This window comes from Nocardia huaxiensis (assembly GCF_013744875.1).
Classification (GTDB): domain Bacteria; phylum Actinomycetota; class Actinomycetes; order Mycobacteriales; family Mycobacteriaceae; genus Nocardia; species Nocardia huaxiensis.
Genome location: NZ_CP059399.1, coordinates 6,643,296 through 6,665,374, shown reverse-complemented (window position 1 = coordinate 6,665,374; position 22,079 = coordinate 6,643,296). Strand labels below are relative to the sequence as shown.

Sequence of the window (22,079 nt, the reverse complement as noted above, 5' to 3'; positions counted from 1 at the left end):
ATGCGTGGAAAACGTTGGCGGATAGCAGTTCTCGGTGTCGTGACGGTGTCGTCGGTGACGGGCTGCGCGGTGCGGCCGCTGGACATGCCGCTGCCGGGCACCCGCTACGGCAAACCGACCTATCAGGTGCGGGTGGAATTCGGCAATGTGCTGTCGCTGCCGTTGAAGACCAAGGTCGAACTCAATGGCGCGCAGGTGGGCATCGTCGAATCGGTGAGCGTGCGGCCCCGGCCGGACGCGAACGTGCCGGGCCTGCCCGCCGATCAGTACCAGCCGTACTACCAGCCCACCGCGGTGTTGGCCATCGACTCGGCGGTGAAGCTGCCGGTCGAGACCAGGGTGGAGATGGCGCAGCAGACGCTGTTCGGCGACACCTTCGTGAAACTCACGCTCCCGCAAGGGGGTTCGGGGCGGATGCTGGGGCAGGGCGGGGTCATCCCGATCACCCAGACCAAACCGGCCAGCACCGTCGAGCAGTACATGACGGCCGTGGTCGGCTGGGTCACCGGCGGCAACATCCCGTTCGTGCAGAGCTTCGTCTCCAGCGTCAACCAGGCGTTCCCGGCCGACTCCGGCGACTTCCGGGAATTCATGTCCAAGCTGACGGTGACCATCGAACGGATGGGCACCCAGACCGGTGAACTGAGCGCCATCCTCAACAACGCCACCGCCGCGCTGGAGACCTTCCGGCAGGCCGAGGACGTGTGGCGGTTCGTCTTCGACCAGGCTCCGGTCCTGCTGGACGTCGTCCAGAAAGTACTGCCGGACATCCTGTACTTCGTCGACGAGATCCGCGGGCTGGCCGGTTACGCCGGTCAGGTGCTGATCGACACCAGCGATCCGAAGGTCGGCAAGCGCGTCACCATGATCAACCGGTTCCTCGATGTGTGGACCCCGCTCGCGCAGGCCCTCATCGCCACACCCGACGAGGTGCCGCGCACGCTGGAAGCGGTGAACGCGCTGCTGTCCAACAAGATCGTGCCGTTCCTGTCGGCGCGCGGGCTGCCCTCCTTCGCGCTCAGCGAGGTGGTGCCGCAGACCCCGGCCTCGGCGCTGACCGGTGATCCGGAAGCGGACGCGCGCATCACCGCCGCCAATGAACAAGCCTTCCGCGACCGGGTGAATCCGGTCCTGAAACTGGTGGGGTTGATGCGATGACCCGCAAGATCATGGCCTCCGGGCTGGCGATGGTGCTCATGGCACTGGCCGCCACCGCCTACCTCACCTACGGGGTGTTCGACTTCAAACCCGGGCAGGGCACCTACAAACTCAGTGTGCTGCTGCCCAATTCGGGTGGGCTGATGCAGACCTCGCCGGTGACGCTGAACGGGCTGCAGGTGGGGAAGGTGCGGCTGCTGGAGAAATCCGAGGGCGGCATTCTGGCCGGTCTCGAAGTGGACGACAGCTACCGGATTCCCCTCGACGCCGAGGTGACCGTGGCCAACCTGTCCGCGGTGGGGGAGCAGTACATCAATTTCGCGCCGAAATCGGCTGTGGGACCGTACTTCGGCGACGGCGCGGTGGTCCCGGCCGCGCAGGTGGTGCAGCCGCTGTCCATCGCGCGCGCCCTCGGCGGCATCCAGGGCGTGATGGCGCAGATCAATCCCGATGCCATCAACCAGATTCTGGCCGGCGCCGATATCGCCATCCAGGATGTGGGACCCAGCATCGAGAAGCTGGTCAACTCCGGCAGCATGTTCGCCACCACACTGCGGCAGAACCGCGAACTGATTCAAAGACTTGTGCAATTCCTCGGCGGCGCGGCCGGTGAATCCACCGGCGAGAAGCTGGTGCTGCTGCGCTCGAGCGCGGAGCGGCTGGGCCGCACCCTGCTGCCGGAACTGCCGGTGCTGCTGGATCAGCTCATCTCCATCACCGAGGAAAGCGGTGGGACACAGGTGATTCCGTTCATTCCGCTGGGGCAGCGGTTGATGCGGTACCTGACGCAGCTGTTCGGCAGCCTCGGCCCCGCCGCCGAGGTGATCCGGCCCTATCTGCTGGATCCGCTGGAGAACAGCTACGTCGATCTCGGCAAGACCATGGACGGGCTGCTGGCGGCCTTCCCGGACGGGAAGGGCTTCCGGCTGCTGGTCGACATACCGCACTGAGCACACGGGGTACAGGGGTACATCAATGAAGACACGCTGGAAAGAATGGAGCGACAACGGAATTCCGATTCCGCTGTTGGGTTTGGCCGCCGCCCTGCTGGTGGTGGCGACCGTGGTGGGGATGATGACATATCGCAACTGGGAGCTGTCCGATCGCAATGACGATCTGACCGCGACGCTGGCCGATATGCGGCGCAAGGAAGCCGATTGCACGGCGGCCATCAAAGCGGGCACCGATTTCCTGCTGGCCTCCAACAACTTCGACTATCGCAAGCCGGAGGAGTGGACGCAGAAAATGGCCGCGCTGACCTCCGGGCCGGTGCACGACTATTTCGCCGATTCGAAAGTGGCCGACGCCAATACGCAATTGATCACGGCGGGCAAGCTGCAGAAATCGGCCACCGTGGCGGACGCCGCCTGCGCGGTGCAGACCGAGAGCGCCGTCCGGGTGACCGCGCAGATCGACGAGAAGACCCAGAACTTCCAGACACCCGACCCGGTGCAGACCACCTCGGCGGTCTGGGTGCAGGTGAGCAAGGTCGACGGCGCGTGGAAGACCACCGACTCCGGCCGCGGCGACCAGGCCCTCAGCAGCGAGTCGATCATCAACCCGTCGACCTCCGCCGCCACCACCGTCCCCGACCAGCCGCGCTAGGAGCCGTTGACCATGAGTACGACAGATACGAAAACGGCTGCCGCACAGGACGATGCCGAGGGCGTCGTCGAGACGGTGAAGGCACAGGCAGCCGAGCCCGTCGCGGATCAGACGGAGGTCGCGGACCAGGCCGAGGGCGCGGACCAGCCCGAGGTGGGGAAGGGCGAGGTCGCGACGAAGGCCGCGGTCGCGGACCAGGCTGGGGGCGCGAAGAAGGGCGGGGTCGCGAAGAAGGGCGGGGTCGCGAAGAAGGGCGGCGCGCGGCAGTCTGCGCTGTCAGCGGGGCGGCGACGGCCGCGTTCCTGGCGTGAGCGGGAGGTACCGCTTACCAGGCCGCGCATGCTCGTCGCCGCGCTAGCGGCGGCCCTGCTGGTCGGTGGAAGTGGGTCCGTCTGTGCGTATTTCGCGATCCAGCGTGGCAATGCCGCCGAGACGGTGGCCGCCGCCGATACGCGGCAGACAGATCGGGACGCCGCGGCGAAGGCTGCCTCGGAATTCCTCACCACCATGTTCACCGTGAACGACGGCAGCCTGACCCGCTGGGACACCGCGGTGCTGGCCACCACCAGCGACAGCATGCACGAGCAGCTGGCGCAGTGGCGGACCGTGCTGGAGAAGCTGGTCGATGCCAATGTCGAGATGAGCAGCGTGGTCAAGGAGATCGGCCCGGTGTCGCAGGAAGGTGACGCGGTCACCCTGCTGGCGGTCATCGAATCCACCGGCAGCACCGATCCCGCTGCCGCACAACCGGGTGTCTCCAACAGCGCCGCGCTGATCGATATGCGGCGGATCGACGGTGTGTGGAAGGTGCAGGGCTACGGGCCCGCGGGCGGTATGCCGGCCGTGCCCGCGACCCCGGCCGCACCCGGCACCGACGCGCCCGCCACCACCGCGCCCGCCCCCGACGCGCCCCGCTGACCGAAGGTTCGAAAATCCCATGATCGATATCAATGAAACCGTCCGCACGGTCCGCATGCCGGTAGTGGTGGCCGCGGTGACCCTGGCCGCACTGCTCGCCCTCGGACTCTTCATCGCCGCCGGCTATTTCGCTTCCGAGCGAAGCGATCTCGCGTCGACGGCTACCGCCCGGCAGGCCACCACCGCCGACCACGATGCCGCCCTGAAGGCAGGTTCGGAATTCCTGGCGGTCGCCTATACCGTCGACGCCGTCAACGACAAGGGCATGTCGAAATGGAACACCGCCATGACCGCCGCCACCACCGACACCCTCAAAGAGCAAGTGCGCGACACGAAAGCGATGCTGAGCCTGCTCACCGAGGCCGGCGCCAGTATGACCGGCACGGTCGGCGAGGCGGCCGTGGTGAGCCAGAACGACACGCTGATCCGCATGATCGCGGTGGTGCAGCTGACCGGCAAGGCCCCTGAACAGGTCGAGCCGACCACCGGGTCCGTCACCGAATACGTCGACCTCATGAAGATCGACGGAACGTGGAAAGTGTTCGGGTACAAGGACATCACCGCCAAGACCGGGGCCGGTGACACCGCCGCGGGCCTGCCCGGCCTGCCCGCCACACAGCCCGCGAAATGAGCCGGAATGCTGATCGCGGCCACGGCACGGCGGTGGCCGCGATATCCGGGTAGGCTCGCGGAACGATAGTCGTGCAGAGCATTTCGAAAGTTCGCGGGACAACGGCGTTCGGCGTCACTGTGAGAACAAGGAACACGACCGTGGTGAATTCCCTGACGCCCCTGCAGATACTGACCGAACTCGAACCCGTCGCCGAGCAGAATCTGAACCGGCACCTATCCATGGCCAAGGAATGGCATCCGCACGATTACGTGCCGTGGGATCGCGGCCGCAATTTCGCCGCGATGGGTGGAATCGACTGGGAGCCCGCGCAATCGGAGCTGTCCGAGGTGGCCAAGGCGGCGCTGGTCACCAATCTGCTCACCGAGGACAATCTGCCCTCCTATCACCGGCTCATCTCCGATTCGTTCACCCGCGACGGCGCCTGGCGGGCGTGGGTGGACCGGTGGACGGCCGAGGAGAACCGGCACGGCATCGTGCTGCGCGACTACCTGGTGGTCACCCGCGGCGTGGATCCGGTCGCCCTCGAGCAGGCGCGCATGATCTGCATGTCGCAAGGTGTCGACAATGCCACCGGCACCGGCGACAACAGCGTCCTGCACGGCGTCGCCTACGTGACCTTCCAGGAACTGGCCACCCGCGTCAGCCATCGCAATACCGGCCGGGTCTGCGACGAACCGATCGCCGACCGCATCCTGCAGCGTGTGGCCGCCGACGAGAACCTGCACATGGTCTTCTACCGCAACCTCTGCGGCGCGGCCCTGAACCTGGTGCCCGACGACGCCCTCGACGCCATCACGCAGGTGCTGCGCAACTTCCGCATGCCCGGCGCCGGCATGCCCGACTTCCGCCGCAACAGCGTGCTCATCGCCAAACACGGCATCTACGATCTGCGCCAGCACCTCGACGAGGTCGTACTGCCGGTGCTGCGCAAATGGAACATCTTCGACCGCAACGACTTCGGCCCGCGCGGCGAGCGCATTCGCGACGACCTGGCCACCTTCCTCGACAAACTCGGCAAGGACGTCATCCGCTTCGAGGAGCACCGCGACCGCGCCCTGGCCCGAGACGCCGCGCGCCGCGAACGCGAATCGGCCTGAGCCCGTATCACCGGATTGTGGACAACTCCCTGTTCGTCCACAGATACGCCGCGCACCCAGCGCGCGTGCCCCGCCACAACTAGGGTGGGCACAGAAGAAGGGGGAACCACCATGGGGGACATGCTGCGGGCCGACATCGAGGCCCTGCGCACACTGGCCACGGGCCTGCGCGCCCAATCCGGCGCCATCAACGGAATAGACCCGGTAGACCTCATAGCCCAAGCAGGCCAAGCCATGCCCAACTCCGCCACCGGCTCGGCAGCCGTGGACGTCACCGCCCCACTGCTCACCGTCCTACGCCGCATGGCCGACGAACTCAACACCCTCGCCGCCACCACCGACCAGGGCGCCACCACCTACGAAGCCACCGACCAGGCCCTCGCCGACCAACTCGACACCTACCTACACGGCACCGCCTGAGTTCCACCGGTGCGTCCCATTTCCGGAATCTGGCAGCTGCTCCGGCCGGGCGTGCGCTCAGGGGCGATGAGCGCCCGGATGCAGTCCGCCGATCAGCGTCTGGCGCACCGCGCCGATCCGGGGATCGATCTCACCGGCGGCCTGCGCGCCTTGGCGGCAGTAGGTCCGTCGCACCAGCATTGGTGGTCCGAATCCGTGCCGGCGGTCCGGGACGGATCGAAGGCTGGGGTCCTGGCTCCGGCGGCCTGAATCTGCCAGCGGTGCGGGTCCGTTCGAGGGCTGGGCAGCAGCTGCCGGCGGGCCCCGATCCGCGGAGGTTCGCCCTCGCTTGGTAGCGGACCTCCATGACCGGTTCGCCGGGACGGAGCCAGTCGGCACCGGGCCGGTCGGCTGCTATGCCGGTGTCCGCGTGCTCGATTGTTCGTCTCACGAGGAGGGGGCGTGCCGAAAGCGGCTGTGTCGCAGGTGCTGCGGTGGCGGCCGCTGGCAGCGGCGGTGGCGAGTGAGGCTGTGGTGTCGGCGAATCGACGGTTCCGGGCGGCCATGGATGAGGTGGGCCGGGGAGTCGATGCGGCGCTGGCGCATTGGCAAGGGTCGTCGGCGACAGCTGCCGCGCTGCGGTTGCTGGAATCCCAACTGCGCGCGAACCATATCGGCGCGGTGCTGATCGATATCGCCGACGCACTCGCCGATATCGCTGCGCTGGATGGGTTCCGCGCGGCGGTGCGGGAGATCGAGCGGGAGGCCGCCGCCAAGGGTTGCGAGCTCTCCGACGATGGATCGGTTTCACCGCCGTGCGCCGCCAGCGGCAACCCGGTGGTGGATCTGGCGCTCCAGGTCTGCTTCGACGCCGAGGCCGCCGCGTTGCAGGCGCGTCTCGTGCCGCTGTTGCATCAAGCGGGTGACACCGATCAGCATCTGGGCGAACGATTGTCGGCCGCCGCCGAAACCCTGTACGCCCTGGCCGCCGCGCCGGATCCGGAGCCGCGCGATCCGACTGTGCTCGCCTGCCTCGCCGGTACCGGCGCCCTGCCGGAGGATCCGAAGCTGCTGTGCGTTCTGTGGGAGTCACTGTCACCGGCAGACCGGGACGCGCTGTTCGCCTACGACCCGGCTATCGGGAATCGGGACGGGATTCCCGCTGTCGCACGGGATTACTACAACCGCCTCGCGATCGACCACCAGCGAGAGACAGTTCGCGCCCAGCTGACCGCGCTGGAATGCGAGCACCCCGACTGGGTTCGCGACCGCAACCTCCCGACCGGGTACGCCGACGGGGTGCGCCTGATCGAATGGACCGACGCGCGCATCGCACTCGAAAACCGGCTTGCCGGATACGATTCCGTCCTCGCCGCGAGTGACTCCGCGCTCGCGTCCCGCCTGCTGCTGGCCGTGGACGACGACGGTCACGCCGCCATCGCCATGAACAACCCGGACTCCGCCCGCAATGTCGCCGCGTTCGTCCCCGGCACCGATTCCACCCTCGACACCCTCACCCGTGGCGTGCAGCGCGCCTCGGCGCTCTTCTACTCCGCCAGGTTCGCCGATCCGGCCGCCCGCACCTCGGTGATCACCTGGTACGGCTACGACTCCCCACCCGGACTGGGCGACGCCCTGCTGGATCGGTTCGCCGACGAGGGCGGCCCGGCACTGGACCGTTTCACCGACGGCCTGCGCGCCACCCATGACGGTCTGCCCTCGCACAACACCCTGGTCGGCCACAGCTACGGCAGCACGTTGATCGGGGTGGCGGCCGGTGACGGCGGCGCGCTGGCGGTGGACGACCTGATCTTCGCGGGCAGTCCCGGGGTGGAGGCCGGGCATGTCTCCGACCTCCGGTTGGAGGGCATCGCGCCCGCGGACAATCACGAGCACGTCTTCGCCACCGCCGACGGCGCCGATCCCATCCCGTATTTCGGCGGCGTGGCCCACGGCGTCAGCCCCGCCGATCCGCTCTTCGGCGCAACGGTTTTCACGTCCTCGGGCGCCACGCTCGACCTTCCGTTGCTGCGCGGCATACCGCTCGATCCGTGGGCGCACGGTAGCTACTGGGATGCGGACAATCCCGGGCTGCGCACTCAGGGCGAAATTATTGCGGGCGTCTATGACCGCTGAGCTTCCGTGACTCACACCGCATCCGCAGCCATTGTGCGATGAATTGCCGATGCGTTGCGGCCGTTGCCAAACCTTGTTCTGGTCATGAGACCAACTGGGATCTGAAACGGTTGGGTTCGTGTTAGTGTTCGGTGAACAGAGGTTGGGAAGTCGGAGATAAATGCGCACCGAAGACATTAGAAGGAAGTTCAAACTGCACGACGAGCGCAGGATTGCCGCCCAACTTCCAGAACAGTTGCAGGGTCTCGATGTCGTCGGTTTCGTCCGCATCGATGAGTTTCCGGGTGAGTTGCTGAATTCCTTCGAGGCATTCGCGAACGCGGCCGTCGCGCCGCATGCCCGGATCTATCGCAATGCCCAGTCCAATCGCATCGACGCCTGGGTGCTGGATCTGCTGCGCCAGGCGCGCGTGGGCGACCGGTTCTATCTGCGCACCGGACTCGAGTACTTTCCGTGGGCGGATTGCCGGGTGCTGGACCATCGCTGGATGGAATCGCTGCGCCGCGTCATCGGCTACAACATGGGTTTCATTGCGCAGGACAAAAACACGGCCGTCATGACGGTCGGCGCCCAGTACGAGCTGCTCGGCTTCGTGCACGGCGTCGCCCTCCCACCGGCCGCCGAACCCGCCTCGCGCCCCGCCCTGGCCGGTGAGTCCGCACCGCACGCGACACCCCTGGAACCCGCGCCGCGCCCGGCCATGACCGGCGACGACGCCCCCACCCAGCTGATCCCCGCACAACGCCCGGAGTAGGGCTGTAATTTCCCAGGGGCTCTGTGCTTTTCCCAGGGGCTCCGCCCCCGGACCCCCGGTATCGGGGGCTCTGCCCCCGGCCCCCGTTACTGGGTGAGCGTTTTTGACTGTCGCGGTTGTGCCATCGGTGAGATGGGAGGCGGACTCGCGAGGTGATGGGGCTGGGCAATCTGTGTGTGGCGCAGGCGAACCGGACATCGGCGGCCTACGTTGTTCAGGTATCGCCGCAACGGTTCGCCGAACGAGGGTGCTGATATGTCGACCTTTGCCGGACTGCCCGCCCATATCCTGCTGGTGCACGCGATCGTCGTGCTGGTGCCGCTGACCACAGTCCTGCTGATCGCGTGCGCGGTGTGGCCCGCCGCGCGCAGCCGGGTGCTCTGGCTCGCGGCCGGGCTCGCGGTGCTCGTGGTGGGACTGACGCCGCTGACCACGGAGGCGGGGGAGTGGTTGCAGGGCAAGCTCGGTCCCGCTCCGGCGATTCAAGAGCATGCCGATCTCGGCAACCAGATGCTGTATTTCGTTGTCCCGCTGCCGGTCGCGGCCGCGCTCCTGATCGTGGTCCGGCTGCGTGAACAGCGCGGCAGACCCCTGGGCCGGGCCGTGCTCGCCCTCGTCGCGGTGCTGGTGGTGGCGGCCGGCGCGGCGGCGACCGTGCAGACCTACCGGGTCGGCGACTCCGGTTCACGCGCGGTGTGGGGCGGCATTGCCGACAGCTAGCCTTCCGGGATGTCTCACCGGTTTCGACCAGGCGATATGCGACGCTGACAGCACATCGATCGATTGAGTGCTGCTCCGCCGAACTCGGAAGAGAGTGTGTCGCCATGGATGGATCCACCGCTTGGCAGCCCGTACCGGAACCAACGGTCGAGCTGGATGTCTTCACCCCGCCGACGCAGCGGCGCTGGACCGTGCTGATCCGCCTGATACTGGCGATCCCGCAGCTGATCGTGGTGTGGGCGCTCGGCTTGGCCGCGACGGTGGTGGCCATCATCGGATGGTTCGCGGCGCTGTTCACGGGCGCGCTGCCGCCGTGGTGCGGTGACTTCCTGCGCTCCTACCTCGCCTACAGCACGCGGGTCATGGCCTATCTGATGCTCATGGTCGATGTCTATCCGCCGTTCACCATGGATGTGGCCGTCGACCATCCGGTGCGCGTGTGGTTTCCGGCGCCGACGCCGCTGAACCGGATGGCGGTGCTGTTCCGCTTCTTCCTGGCGCTGCCGATCCTCTTGCTGACCGCCTGGTTCGTCTCGGGCTGGATGGTGATCTCACTGATCCTGTGGCTGATCGTGCTGATCATGGGCCGCATGCCGGACACGATCTTCCAGGCGACGGCGGCGGTGCTGCGCAACCAGGTGCGGACCGAGTCCTACTGGTACATGCTCACGCCGACCTATCTCAAGGGCGTCTTCGGCGACGGGCCCGCCCCGATCGCGAGCACCGATATGCCGCCGGGCTATGCCGCGGCGTCTCCGACCCGGCCGCTGCTGGTCTCCCAGGGGGCGCGAATCCTGTTGTGGGTCATTCTCGTTCTGGGGATTCTGTCGAGTTTCACCCAGGGTGCTTCCGGTTCCCGGTCGAATGACGACGAGTACTCGATGGTGGGCACCAGCCAGCGCTAGTGGACGACTGTCGTGACCCCGGGGACCGGTCTGCGGGGCGGCCACCGGGTCACGACAGCAGGACACGGTCAGACCTTGCGGATGACCGTGACAACCTTGCCGAGCACCTGGGCGTCATTACCCGGGATCGGCTCGAACAGCTGGTTGTGCGGCAGCAGCCACACGTCTTTGCCGGTGCGCTTGAACGTCTTCACGGTGGCTTCGCCGTCGATCATGGCGGCCACGATGTCGCCGTTCTCGGCGACGTTCTGCTGTCTGACCACGACCCAGTCGCCGTCGCAGATGGCCGCGTCGATCATGGACTGACCGACGACCTTCAGCAGGAACAGCGAACCCTCGCCGACCAGCTCGCGCGGCAGCGGGAAGACATCCTCCACCGCCTGCTCGGCCAGGATCGGGCCACCGGCGGCGATCCGGCCCAGGACGGGCACATAGGTGGGTTCGGGGTGCTCGCCCGAGACCTCGGAATCGGCGGAGACCGCACGCAATTGCGCCACGCCGGAGGTGGCGCGGATGGCGGTCTCGTCCAGGCCGCGCACGTCCACGGCGCGCGGGCGATTGGGATCGCGGCGCAGATAGCCCTTGCGCTCGAGCGCCCGAAGCTGGTGCGCCACCGAGGAAGTCGAGGTGAGACCGACGGCGTCGCCGATCTCCCGGATGCTGGGGGGATAGCCGCGGTCGCTGACCGAGGTGCGGATGACCTCCAGGACCTTGCGCTGGCGGACGGTCAGATCCGTGCCGCCGCCACCCGATGTTTCGGCGTCGCCGTCGCCGGCGGGACCGACCGGCCCACTGTCACCTTCCACACCGCCGTGTTCGCTCACCGCCGCCGTCCCTCCGTTCACTGCTGTGCCTCACCGGATTTCGCTCCGGCGCTGTTCACCACGCGTCCGGAGATCTCGTGCCTCGACTGTAGTCGGCCGGGCGCGACTGATCAAACATCTGTTCGACGCATGTCGCGTTTCTAGCTGACATTGTCGGTCGGCCGTGGTAGAAATTCGAACATCAGTTCTTCGAACACATGATCGAGTCAATCGTCCGGCATCATCCGGTCCGTCCACACTTGGAGGTTTGTTCGATGCGCACCGCGGTCAGCGAATTCGACACTCTGGCAAGCGATCTCGGCTTCAGCAACATCCCGCGCGAGCTGCGCGCGCATCGCGCGCCCACCCGTGCGGCCGATGCCGCCTGGCGTTCCGCGCCCACTCGGCAGACCTGTTCGGCCCCGCGGCAGTCGGTCGCGCACGACCGCGCGCGTGTACGACGCGCCCATGTCATCGCCCGGCGACCCGCCGTGCGCGCCCGGGGTGTCCATCCGCTGAATCGCGTGCAGCGCGCCCAGATCGGCTTTGCCGCCCTGGCTCTTTCGGCCCTCATGACGGCCCTCGCCGTGGCCGGTCTCATCGGCCTGGCGCAACTGCGCGCGGGCAACTTCGGCCCGCAGCCGGCCCCGGCGGTCGAGGTGTCGATCGTGCCGCCCGCTCCGATCGACGGCATCGCGCCCTCGCGTTAGCGCGGCGCCTCGGCAGTAGCGGGCATGTAACCGAGTTTTCGCATTGAGATGCTCGGCCACCGGCGTGGCCGAATATGTAGATTGAAAACTGAAACGCGTTGCTAGCGTCCCCGAATTGTGACGGAGGATACTTTCGCGCCGAACCGCATCGGAACGGCGCGCACCGCAAGAGGGTTCGCGCGAGCGGCGGCCATCGGCCGGATGGTAGGGGATGACGATCCGGCGGTATTCCGCACGATCGCCGAGGTGGGACACGGCGTCCGGCGGCAGGCGTCGCCGCGCGGACCGCGAGGCGTCGCGCGGCTGTCCCGGATCGCGGGCCTGCTCGCGGCCTGTCTGATGGTCGGCTTCGCGATGGTGCCGGTGGCCCACGCCGAATCCGGCTACCTGGCCTATCTGGATCTGCCGTCGACCAATGGTGACGGGGCCGGGGGCGGCGGGCTGAATCCGGCGCTGCCCATGAATCCGGAGGAGTTGCGCACGGCCCTGGACGAAGCGCGCGCGGCGGGTGTGGCGCCGCAGCGGTATGCCACACTGCTGCACCAGTATTGGCTGACGGTCGCCACCCGCAATGCGGATATCGACCTGGCCACCTGGGATCCGGATCGCGGTGTTCCGGCGAATTCGCGCACGTTCACGCAGGTGTACGTGAACTACTTCCGGCTCAACAATGCGCACCCGGACTTCTACTGGGTCGGGCTGGCCGGGCTGGCCGGCGGTTCGTTCGCCTCGGGCTTCTTCGACATGGGCGATGTGGCCGGGATTCTCACGGTGCCGGGCATTCACCAGGTCGGCAGTACGGTCGCCGATCTGCTGCGCGGCACGCCGGGTGAGCTCCTCGATCTGCTGCCCACCGACATCCGGTTGCTCGGCACCGAGGGGGAGCGGCTCACCGCCGAGGATCTGACCTGGTACCAGACCCGGTTGATGATCATGCAGAAGCATATTTTCATCGACCAGGTGCCGATGCACGAGGCATACGCGGCCGGTGGCCTCGCCGCGGTGGAGGAGATGTACCGGGCCGGTGTGCTCGACGAGAACGCGGTCACCGCATGGCGCGAGATCGACGCCGGCACCCCGGCGGGGCTGGCCGACGCCGCCCTGCGCATGACCGATCGCGAGCAGAACCAGATCATCGCCGACCAGTGGGACGTGACCTCCCAGGGCCGGGGTGTCATGGGTCGCGTGATGACCTACGTCAGCACGCTCGCGGGCAAGGCTGCCGTGCCGGGCGTGGTCGCGCCCGGGGTCTTCGCGCCCACCACGCTGACCGCGGGCGGGATGTCGCTGCGCACACCCCTGCCCAGTTTCAACTGGGCCGATCGCGACACGCGGTGGACCTATATCGTCGGCGACCTGCTGCCGCGCTATCTGGAGCTGTCCGCAAATGAGGCCGCCGCGAGACCCGTTCTGGCGGAACCATTTTCGACCAAACTCGCGGATGGCCGGCTGGTGCGGCGGCTGCCGGACCTGGTGGCCGATATGACCAGTCTGTGGCAGTTGACGGCGTGATTGACAGGTGCTGACCCGGGCGGACGCACGCCGAATGCGTCCGCCCAGGTATCCTGAGGGTTGCTGAGGAACTCAGGCGCCGACGAAGGATTCCGGATGCATTGCCCGTACTGTCGCCATCCCGATTCGCGGGTGGTCGACTCGCGTGAGGCCGAGGAAGGCTCCGCCATCAGAAGGCGGCGAGCCTGCCCGGAATGTGGGCGACGCTTCACCACTGTCGAAACCGCGATCCTCTCGGTCGTGAAACGCAGCGGCGTCACCGAACCTTTCAGCCGCGAGAAGGTCATCCGCGGTGTGAGCCGCGCCTGCCAGGGCCGTGAGGTCGACAGCGACGCCCTCAACCTGCTCGCCCAGCAGGTCGAGGATGCGGTGCGCGCCAAGGGTTCCCCCGAGGTGCCCAGCCACGAGGTCGGCCTGGCCATCCTCGGCCCCCTGCGCGACCTCGACGAGGTCGCCTACCTACGCTTTGCCTCGGTCTACCGATCCTTCAGCTCCGCAGAGGATTTCGAACGCGAGATCGCCGAACTCCGCAAGCACCGCGAGGAGAACGCGGCCGTCACCGCCGCCAACTGACCGCCCGGCGGGCGAAATCGCCCGCCACCCAATTCGACCGATCGGCCGCCGTCTGCACGGCGGCCGATCGCGTCTGCCGCGGCGAATGCCGGGCCGCGCGGGGCCTCAGCGCTTGGGCGGCGGAGCTTTTCGGACGGTGTCGATGGCCTTCTCGATGCGTTTGGCGGACACCGGGTACGGGGTGCCGAGCTGCTGGGCGAACAGGCTCACGCGCAATTCCTCGATCATCCACCAGATTTCGATCACGTCGCGGCCGCCCCGGCGGCCCTCGGGCAGCGAGTCGACCAGGCGGTCGTAGGCGGCGTGCACGCGATCCAGCTCGAGCATGCCCTGCTGGTCGCGATTGGCGGCGGCGGGCAGGGCTTCCAGGCGCAGTCGGGCGGCTTCCAGATAGCGTGGCAATTCCCGCAATCGGGGGCTGCCCCACTCGGAGATGAAGCCGGGGAACACCAGATCGTCGAGCTGATGCGTGACATCCTCGGCCGCTTCCCGATCCCGGGTGTCGGCCAGGGCCGAGCGCACGCGGTGCGCTTCGGCCAGCACCGGCACGACCGTGCGCACAATGGTCGCGACGGCCGAGGTGAATTGCGGGCGCACCTTGTCCGCCAGCGCCTTGAACTGTTCCGGGCTGCGCACCGGTCCCCCGTGGGCGGCGATGAGTTCGTCGGCGGCGCAGGCGCGGCAGTCCTCCACCAGCGCGTCGAGCGAGCCGTACGGATTCTGGCTCAGCGCAAGCCGGTCCGTCGGCGGCAGGCTCGCGGTGACCGCGCGCACCGTCGTCGGGATGGCGTTGAGCAGCAGTGCCCGGGTGCCGGTGCGCATGGCGGCGGCCTGCTGCACGGGGGAGCTGAGCACGCGTACCGCCACACCCTCGGGTTCGGCCACCAGCGCCGGATAGCCGGTAATGGTCTGTCCGCCGACCTCGCGCTTCACCGAGGTCGGCAGGGTGCCCAGTGATTCCGAGGTCCACACCGTGGCCGGTGCGCGTTCGGCGGCATTGTTGGCCCGCGCGACGGACTTCGAAACCTGCTCGGATAGGCGGGTTTTCAGCTCGGACAGGCTCTTGCCGCGCGCGGCCACCGCACCCGAGGGGTCGGTGACGGCGAAGGTCATGCGCAGATGGTCGGGTATTGCGGCGGGGTCCAGATGCGCCGGGGTGATGGTCACCGACCCCAGCTGCGACAGTTCCCGCGCCAGCCCGGTGCGCAGCGGTTCGGCGCGCGGGGTGAGGCGCTCCAGCGCGGCCTTGGCGAAGTCCGGCGCGGGAACCACGCTGCGGCGCAACTGTTTCGGCAGCGACTTGATGAGCGCCGCGACCAGCTCCTCGCGCATGCCCGGCACCAGCCAGTCGAAGCCGACGGCCCGTACGTGCGCCAGCTGCGCGACCGGAATGTGCACGGTGACACCGTCATCGGCCTGCCCCGGCTCGAACTGGTAGGTGAGTGGGAAGGTCAATTCCCCTTGCCGCCAGCTGTCCGGGTAGGAGGTCGGATCCAGCAGTGCCGCATCCTCGTTCACGACCGTGGAGGCGGTGAAGTCCAGCAGTTCGGGTTCCGCCCGCTGCGTCTTCTTCCACCAGCTGTCGAAATGCCGAACCGACACCACATCGGCCGGAATCCGCTGATCGTAGAAATCGAACAGCACCTGATCGTCGACCAGAATGTCGCGCCGCCGCGCCCGATGCTCCAAATCGGCCACATCGTCGAGCAATTCGCGATTGCGCTCGAAAAAGGCGTGCTTGGTCTGCCACTCGCCCTGCACCAGCGCGTGCCGAATGAACAGCTCCCGAGCCAGCTCCGGATCGATCCGCCCGAAGTCCACCCGCCGCTGCGTCACCAGCGGCACCCCGTACAGCGTCACCCGCTCATAGGCCAGCGTCGCCCCCCGCTTGGACGACCAATGCGGCTCGGAATAGGTGCGTTTCACCAAATCCCCGGCCAGCCGCTCGGCCCACTCGGGCTCGACGCGCGCCGCCGTCCGCCCCCACAGTCGCGAAGTCTCCACCAGTTCCGCCGCCATCACCCACCGCGGCGGCTTCTTGGCCAGCGAAGACCCCGGGAAGATCATGAACTTCGCATTGCGCGCCCCGAGGAACTCCCGGCTCTCCGCCTCCCGCACCCCGATATGCGACAGCATGCCCGCCAGCAGCGCCTGATGAATAGACGTCACATCCCAGGGCAGCGCATCATCAGCGGCCGCAGCCAGCGCGGCGAGCCGATCGCTCCGCTCCGCACCGCCTGCCGTTCCCCGATCCGCAGCGAACCCGCGCTCAACCTGATCGCGGCCGGTGGCGGAGTCGCGCCCGCCCTGGTTTCGGCCGGCGCCGGAACCACGCTCACTCCGACTTGGCCCTGCGCCGGAGCTGCGCTCGTCGCGACCCTGCCCGGTGGAAGACTCGCGCCCACCGGTGGCAGCGCTGCGGGCGCGTGAGTTGCCGTCCTCCGATGCGGCGTTCCGCTGGCCCCGGCCGGCGTTGGTGCCTCGCCCGTCCCGCCCTCTGGCTGCGACTGCGCCGCGCTCGCGGTGATCGGAAGTGATTGGGCTGTCGGTGTTTCCACTGCGGCTCTCGCTGCTGTCCGCCGACCAGCCGAGGCCGCGGGTGATGGTGCGGAGCTGGCCGTGCAGGTCCTGCCATTCGCGAATGCGCAGGTAGTGCAGGAACTCGTCGCGGCACAGGCGGCGGAACTGGTTGGCGGACAGGGATTTGCGCTGTTCGCCGAGGTAGTCCCAGAGGCGCAGGTAGGCCAGGAAGTCGGAGCCTTCGACGGTGAAGCGGGCGTGTTTGGTGTCGGCGGCCTGCTGGAATTCCACCGGGCGTTCGCGCACATCCTGAATGGACATGGCGGCCACGATGATCAGGACCTCCGCCAGGCAGCCGGTGCGGTTGGCCTCGACGAGCATGCGCGCCATGCGCGGGTCGACCGGCAACTGCGCCATTTCGCGGCCGATCGGCGTGAGCACCAGCCCGGCGTCGGGAAGCTCTGTGCCCCGGGCGTTCTCGTCACGGCGGCCGAGTGCGCCGAGCTCTTCGAGCAGCGCGATGCCGTCGCGGATGGCGCGATTGTCGGGCGCTTCCACGAACGGGAAGCTCTCGATATCGCCGAGCCCGAGCGCGGTCATTTGCAGAATGACCGCGGCCAGGTTGGTGCGCAGAATCTCGGGTTCGGTGAACTGCGGCCGTGATTCGAAATCGTCCTCGGCGTACAGCCGGATGGCGATGCCGTCGGCCACACGTCCGCAGCGCCCGGACCGCTGCCGCGCGGACGCCTGTGAGATCGGTTCGATCGGCAGCCGCTGCACCTTGGTGCGCATGGAGTACCGCGAAATGCGCGCTGTGCCGGGGTCGATCACGTACCGGATGCCCGGCACGGTCAGCGAGGTCTCGGCCACATTGGTCGCCAGCACCACGCGCCGCCCGGTGTGCGCCGAGAACACCCTGTGCTGTTCGGCCGCCGACAGTCGCGCGTACAGCGGCAGAATCTCGGTGCGCGGCAGTTTCAGATCCCGCAGCGAGTCCGCGGTGTCGCGGATCTCCCGCTCGCCGGACAGGAACACCAGAATGTCCCCGTCTCCTTCGGCGAGCAGTTCCCGCACCCCGTCGGCAATGGCGTCGGTGGGGTCCCGGTCGACGATCTCGGTGTCCTCGTCATCGGGATCGTCCGAGGTGAGCGGAACCTCCAGCGACAGCGGCCGATACCGGATCTCCACCGGGAACGAGCGTCCCGACACCTCGACAATCGGTGCGGGCGTGCCGTTCTCGTCGCTGAAGTGCCGCGCGAACAGCTCCGGGTCGATGGTCGCCGAGGTGATGACGATCTTCAGATCCGGCCGTTTGGGCAGCAGCTGCTTCAGGTACCCGAGCAGGAAGTCGATATTGAGGCTGCGCTCGTGCGCCTCGTCGATGATGATCGTGTCGTAGCGCCGCAGCAGCCGATCGCGCTGGATTTCGGCCAGCAGAATGCCGTCGGTCATGAGCTTGACGAGTGTGCGGTCCGACGCCTGATCGGTGAATCGCACCGTGTAGCCGACCACATCCCCGAGTTCGGTCCCGAGTTCCTCGGCGATCCGCTCGGCCACCGTGCGCGCGGCGAGCCGGCGCGGCTGGGTGTGCCCGATGGTCCCGCGGATGCCGCGGCCGAGTTCGAGGCAGATCTTGGGTAGCTGGGTGGTCTTGCCGGAGCCGGTCTCACCGGCCACGATCACGACCTGGTGTTCGGCGATGGCCTTGGCGATATCGTCGCGGCGGGCGGAGACGGGTAGCTGCTCCGGGTACCGGATGGTCGGTACGGCGTTGCGCCGAGTCTCGACCCGGGCTCGGGCGGCGTCGATCTCGTGCTCGAGATCGGTGAGATCGCCGCCGCGGGCCTTGTCGAGCCGCCGACGCAACCGGTGTTCGTCGCGGATCGAGAGTTCGGCCAGGCGGGTGCGAAGCTCGCGAATAGTGGCGGCGGTCCTGGTCATTGCACCGTCAAGCGTAGCGAAGTCATTGCACCGGCCGGTCAGCGCGGTGGTCGACACCACGCCGAGCCGAGGTTCGCGGAATGTTCGCCAATGCGTGCGACTATCTGCGCATGGACGAGCGAGCAGTACATCCGCTGTGGGGCCGGCTGGTCTTGCTGGCCTTCGCGGCACTCGACATCGCCGCGGTCGTCTGGACCGCCACGCATCTGGCCGAGGCTCCGGCGGGCAACAAGATCGTCAACTTCTTCAGCTACTTCACGATTCAGTCGAATCTCATTGTCATCGCGGTCATGCTGGCCATTGCGCTGCGCGATCCGCAGGGCCGGCGCTGGCAGCTGATCCGCGGGGCCGGGACCCTCTACATCACCATCACCGGCATCGTCTACGCGCTGCTGCTGCAGAACGTCGCGGTCGGCATCCCGTACCCGTGGACCAATGACGTCCTGCACCGCGTGACACCGCTCATCATGCTTGCCGACTGGTTGCTTGTGCCGGTGGCGCTCGGTGTCAGCGCGCGTCTGATCGCCGCGCTGCTCGCGTACCCGATCGTCTACGGCGTCTACACATTGATCCGGGGCGCGGTCGTCGACTGGTATCCGTATCCCTTCATCGACCCCCGCTCCCAGGGCTACTGGTCGATGACCATCGGTCTGGTGGTGCTGGTGATCGCCTTCATCGTTCTCGCCGTCGCGGTCATCGCCCTCGGTGATCTCGCCGCCCGCCGCCGCACGCGCCAGGAGGCGTGATCACCCGAGGGCCTTGGTCATGAACACGCTGTGCGAGTCCTCGGCGTAGTCGGCGAAGGGGCCGCAGCGGTCGAACCCGTGCCGTTCGTAGAGACGGACCGCAGGTCGGTAGAAGTCCGAGGCTCCCGTTTCCAGGCTGAGCCGGGTGTAGCCGCGGGCGTGCGCCTCCTCGAGGATGTGCCGCAACAGCAGTGAGGCCACGCCGCGGCCCTGGAAAGCGGCGGCGGTGCGCATGGATTTGATCTCGGCGTGGGTGGGGTCGAGCTCCTTGAGCGCACCGCACCCGGCCAGTTCGTCGCCGTCCCAGATCGACCAGAAGGTGATGTCGGGTTTGCGCAGCGCCGCCACGTCGAGGGCGTGCATGCTCTGCTCGGGGGAGTTGTCGAGCATCTCGGCCACATGGGCTTCGAGCAGGGCGATGACCGCCGGGCGGGTCAGGTCGTCGACGGCAATGCGCATGCGGTCAGGCTATCGGGACCGGTTGGTCTGTCCTGTTGGAGGCCGGACCGCGCATCCCCGCCAGCGCCGCGCCGACGGCCGCGCCGGTGGCATTCATGAGCACGTCGTCCACCGAGGACACCCGGCCGATATCCAGCGCGTACTGCGCGATTTCGAGCGTCGCGGAGATCAGCGCCCCCACGGCGAACATGCGCGCCGCGCCCGCGAACCTCGGAAATCGCAGCGGCAGCAGGAATCCCAGTGGCACGAACAGAATCAGGTTCGCGCCCACCTGCACCACGGCGGCGGAGGCCGAATCGGTCAGCGTCGCAACCAGATCCCGCAGTGGCACCCAGCTGATCTCGCGCACCCCGTTCACCGGGGTGAGGATCATCCAGATCCACGGCAGTGTGCCGCCCAGGATTCCGGCCTCGGCCACCGTGTGCCGTACGGCCGTCTCGCGCGGCGTGCCGCGTCCGATCCGCCATCGCACTCCCGTGTACACCGCGGCCGTGAGCACCGGTATCGCCAGCGCCCACGCCACCAGCACCCCGCCCCACATCTCCCACACCCTGTTCACGAGCACCACGCTAATGGCGAAATGTGGTGAGACCGTGGAGAGATCGTCGGAATGCCGTACCCGAAAGCGGTTCCAAAATGAGACCGACTGCACTAGTGTGCGATTGAGAACCGAAAGCAGGGGAAGGTCACAGCTATGCGGTATGCCGAATGGGTCAAGGGCGGTCAGCATGTCACGCTCGCCGGGCACTCGATCTTCCATCGCCAGGACGGTCCCGTCGACGGCTCGCCGGTGACGCTGCTGCACGGCTATCCGAGTTCCTCGCACGACTGGACCTACATCCTGCCGTCATTGATCGACGCCGGATTCCGGGTGACCACCCTGGACTTTCTCGGTTTCGGAGCCAGCGACAAGCCGCTCGCGCACGACTACCTGATGACCGAGCAGGCCGATATCGTGGAAGCGCTCTGGCGGCACCTCGGCATCGATGAAACCGCCCTGGTCTCACACGATTACGGCGTCAGCGTCGCCCAGGAACTCCTCGCCCGCGACCCCGGGCGCATCACGCGCACCGCGTGGTTGAACGGCGGCCTGTACATCGACCTGTATCACCCGATGCCGGTGCAGCGGGCGATGATCGGACCGGTGGGCAAAGCGGTGGGGCCGTTGATGTTCGAACGCGGCTTCGCCGTCTCGCTGCGCAAGGTGCTGGGCCGCGAGATCTCCGCCGCCGAGATGCACGACATGTGGCTGGCCATGTCGAGCAATGGCGGCAAGCGGGTGCAGTGGGGGCTGAATCGGTATCACGCCGAGCGCCGCAAGCATGCGCAGCGGTGGCAGCGGTCGCTCGAAACCTATTCGGGTCCGATGCTTTTCGTCTGGGGGCCCGCCGATCCGGTGAGCGGCGGCCACGTCCTGCCCCGGCTGCGTGAACGGATGCCGCAGGCGAGCTTCGTGGTACTCGACGAGCCTCCGGTGACCGGCCACTATCCGCAGGTGGAGAACCCTGCCCCGGTCGCCGCCGCCCTCACGGAATTCCTGGGCAAGTAGCACCTCCGCGCCCCGGCCGGACAACCCTCGCACGCCGTCGCACCCCGGGGCGCCGGGATCAGGCTGGTCGGTCGGTCGTATCGGTTTGTGTGGAAACCCTCGCCGACCGTTCGCCCCTGATGCGAGCATGGGGAAGAGGTTCCGAAGTCGCCGCCTGAAAGGTGGTGGGGTGTGGCGGCATTCGTACAGGAATACAGCGCCCTGCGCTGGCTGGCCGTGGCCGCCTTCGCCCTCGCGGCTGTGATCGTGCTCCGCCGCCTGGCCGCTGTCCGTCCCGCGGCGGTGGTGGCACACAACGGCATTCGCGTCATCGACCCGGAATCCGACGCCGCCCACCTGCTCATGTGCCTGGTCATGCTGGCCATGCTCGTGTTCCCGGCCGCCGCCAGCCCCCGTGCCCTGAGCGGGGTCCTCACCGCCATGACGGTCGTCTATGCCCTGCTGCTCGCGGGCCGAATCCTGCAGCGCCGCGATGGACCGCCCCGCGCGGCTGGAGCCGGCGGTGACAGCGCCGGTGCGGACGCACGCGGTTCGGGCGAGGCGGAGGCCGGTGACAGTGTCATGGCCTTCGCCTACCACGTGGTCGCGGCCGCGGCGATGCTGTACGCGATGAGCGGTCACACCGGCGGTATGGTCCACACCGCGCCGGAGCCCGCGCCCATGCTGGCCCTGGCCGCGCTGTTTCTCGCCGATGCGCTGGCCATGGCGGTGCCAGGGTCGAGACAGGCGCTGCGCCATATGTTTCCGCATCCGATCGGGTCCGCGGGGCCGGTAGCCGTCCTGCCGCACGTGGTGATGGATCTGGGGACCGCGTACATGCTCGTGGCCGCCGCGGTGGGGTGAACGCCGGGGGCACTTCGTCCTGTTCACGTCTGAAATGGTGTGATGGTGAGGTGTCGGTCGGTCGCCCGAATGGGGTGGTCGGTGGTCGGTGTGACGG

Annotated in this window: 22 protein-coding genes; 17 read left to right on the top strand and 5 right to left on the bottom strand. The window is 67.8% G+C overall.

The annotated features are described in order from the left end of the window. The 7 genes from H0264_RS30310 to H0264_RS30280 all read left to right on the top strand — a co-directional run bounded on the left by H0264_RS30310 (position 1) and on the right by H0264_RS30280 (position 5,832). Positions 1-1,158 (top strand): MlaD family protein, encoded by a 1,158-nt coding sequence (locus H0264_RS30310; RefSeq protein ID WP_181580715.1) that lies wholly within the window; start codon positions 1-3, stop codon positions 1,156-1,158. After that, on the top strand, positions 1,155-2,108 hold the full coding sequence (locus H0264_RS30305) for an MlaD family protein (protein ID WP_181580714.1): 954 nt from the start codon (positions 1,155-1,157) through the stop codon (positions 2,106-2,108). Before H0264_RS30310 ends, H0264_RS30305 begins: the two co-directional genes overlap by 4 nt. Before the next feature lie 25 nt (positions 2,109-2,133). After that, positions 2,134-2,763, top strand: a complete 630-nt coding sequence (locus H0264_RS30300) for a hypothetical protein (RefSeq protein WP_181580713.1) — start codon at positions 2,134-2,136, stop codon at positions 2,761-2,763. Between the two features lie 12 nt (positions 2,764-2,775). Further along, positions 2,776-3,681, top strand: a complete 906-nt coding sequence (locus H0264_RS30295; protein WP_181580712.1) for a hypothetical protein — start codon at positions 2,776-2,778, stop codon at positions 3,679-3,681. Between the two features lie 19 nt (positions 3,682-3,700). After that, positions 3,701-4,312 carry a hypothetical protein gene (locus tag H0264_RS30290; protein ID WP_181580711.1) on the top strand — a complete coding sequence of 204 codons (612 nt, stop codon included), beginning with the start codon at positions 3,701-3,703 and terminating at the stop codon, positions 4,310-4,312. 140 nt (positions 4,313-4,452) lie between these two features. Further along, complete coding sequence (locus tag H0264_RS30285; RefSeq protein ID WP_181580710.1) at positions 4,453-5,412, top strand: acyl-ACP desaturase; 960 nt, start codon at positions 4,453-4,455, stop codon at positions 5,410-5,412. A gap of 111 nt (positions 5,413-5,523) precedes the next feature. Continuing rightward, complete coding sequence (locus H0264_RS30280) at positions 5,524-5,832, top strand: hypothetical protein (protein ID WP_181580709.1); 309 nt, start codon at positions 5,524-5,526, stop codon at positions 5,830-5,832. Between the two features lie 57 nt (positions 5,833-5,889). Here H0264_RS30280 and H0264_RS39095 read toward each other — a convergent pair whose 3' ends face one another. Then, positions 5,890-6,012, bottom strand: a complete 123-nt coding sequence (locus H0264_RS39095; protein WP_276514516.1) for a hypothetical protein — start codon at positions 6,010-6,012, stop codon at positions 5,890-5,892. A gap of 261 nt (positions 6,013-6,273) precedes the next feature. Between H0264_RS39095 and H0264_RS30275 the strand changes: the two genes are divergently transcribed. From H0264_RS30275 to H0264_RS30260, 4 genes are all read left to right on the top strand, one after another. Continuing rightward, positions 6,274-7,947, top strand: a complete 1,674-nt coding sequence (locus H0264_RS30275; protein WP_181580708.1) for an alpha/beta hydrolase — start codon at positions 6,274-6,276, stop codon at positions 7,945-7,947. Between the two features lie 160 nt (positions 7,948-8,107). Continuing rightward, on the top strand, positions 8,108-8,701 hold the full coding sequence (locus H0264_RS30270; protein ID WP_181580707.1) for a hypothetical protein: 594 nt from the start codon (positions 8,108-8,110) through the stop codon (positions 8,699-8,701). 255 nt (positions 8,702-8,956) lie between these two features. Continuing rightward, positions 8,957-9,421 carry a DUF2231 domain-containing protein gene (locus H0264_RS30265; RefSeq protein WP_181580706.1) on the top strand — a complete coding sequence of 155 codons (465 nt, stop codon included), beginning with the start codon at positions 8,957-8,959 and terminating at the stop codon, positions 9,419-9,421. A 104-nt stretch (positions 9,422-9,525) separates the two neighbouring features. Beyond that, entirely contained in the window at positions 9,526-10,326 is an 801-nt protein-coding gene (locus H0264_RS30260; RefSeq protein ID WP_181580705.1) for a DUF4389 domain-containing protein, read from the top strand. Positions 10,327-10,394: 68 nt separating this feature from the next. Here the strand turns inward: H0264_RS30260 and lexA are convergent, their stop codons facing one another. After that, the gene (gene lexA / locus H0264_RS30255) at positions 10,395-11,057 is read right to left on the bottom strand and encodes a transcriptional repressor LexA (RefSeq protein WP_420832119.1); all 663 of its coding nucleotides are present in this window, start codon (positions 11,055-11,057) and stop codon (positions 10,395-10,397) included. 347 nt (positions 11,058-11,404) lie between these two features. Between lexA and H0264_RS30250 the strand changes: the two genes are divergently transcribed. From H0264_RS30250 to nrdR, 3 genes are all read left to right on the top strand, one after another. Then, complete coding sequence (locus tag H0264_RS30250; RefSeq protein ID WP_181580703.1) at positions 11,405-11,839, top strand: hypothetical protein; 435 nt, start codon at positions 11,405-11,407, stop codon at positions 11,837-11,839. A 117-nt stretch (positions 11,840-11,956) separates the two neighbouring features. Further along, positions 11,957-13,351, top strand: a complete 1,395-nt coding sequence (locus H0264_RS30245; protein WP_244975992.1) for a hypothetical protein — start codon at positions 11,957-11,959, stop codon at positions 13,349-13,351. Between the two features lie 96 nt (positions 13,352-13,447). After that, on the top strand, positions 13,448-13,924 hold the full coding sequence (nrdR, locus tag H0264_RS30240) for a transcriptional regulator NrdR (protein WP_181580702.1): 477 nt from the start codon (positions 13,448-13,450) through the stop codon (positions 13,922-13,924). A 105-nt stretch (positions 13,925-14,029) separates the two neighbouring features. Here nrdR and hrpA read toward each other — a convergent pair whose 3' ends face one another. Further along, entirely contained in the window at positions 14,030-18,385 is a 4,356-nt protein-coding gene (gene hrpA / locus H0264_RS30235; RefSeq protein WP_181580701.1) for an ATP-dependent RNA helicase HrpA, read from the bottom strand. An 80-nt stretch (positions 18,386-18,465) separates the two neighbouring features. On the opposite strand from hrpA, the gene H0264_RS30230 reads away from it, so the two are divergent. Then, positions 18,466-19,131, top strand: coding sequence for a Pr6Pr family membrane protein (locus H0264_RS30230; RefSeq protein WP_231084791.1), 666 nt, complete (start codon positions 18,466-18,468; stop codon positions 19,129-19,131). Here the strand turns inward: H0264_RS30230 and H0264_RS30225 are convergent, their stop codons facing one another. Together H0264_RS30225 and H0264_RS30220 are read right to left on the bottom strand one after the other, a co-directional pair. Next, a complete protein-coding gene (locus tag H0264_RS30225; RefSeq protein WP_181580700.1) occupies positions 19,132-19,590 on the bottom strand; it encodes a GNAT family N-acetyltransferase in 459 nt (152 codons plus the stop codon). It lies immediately after the preceding gene. Positions 19,591-19,594: 4 nt separating this feature from the next. Then, positions 19,595-20,149, bottom strand: coding sequence for a VanZ family protein (locus H0264_RS30220; RefSeq protein ID WP_181580699.1), 555 nt, complete (start codon positions 20,147-20,149; stop codon positions 19,595-19,597). A 135-nt stretch (positions 20,150-20,284) separates the two neighbouring features. Here H0264_RS30220 and H0264_RS30215 point away from each other — a divergent pair, with 135 nt between their 5' ends. Together H0264_RS30215 and H0264_RS30210 are read left to right on the top strand one after the other, a co-directional pair. Further along, on the top strand, positions 20,285-21,139 hold the full coding sequence (locus tag H0264_RS30215; protein WP_181580698.1) for an alpha/beta fold hydrolase: 855 nt from the start codon (positions 20,285-20,287) through the stop codon (positions 21,137-21,139). A 171-nt stretch (positions 21,140-21,310) separates the two neighbouring features. Continuing rightward, positions 21,311-21,982 carry a DUF5134 domain-containing protein gene (locus H0264_RS30210; RefSeq protein ID WP_181580697.1) on the top strand — a complete coding sequence of 224 codons (672 nt, stop codon included), beginning with the start codon at positions 21,311-21,313 and terminating at the stop codon, positions 21,980-21,982. The last annotated feature ends 97 nt before the right edge of the window (positions 21,983-22,079 follow it).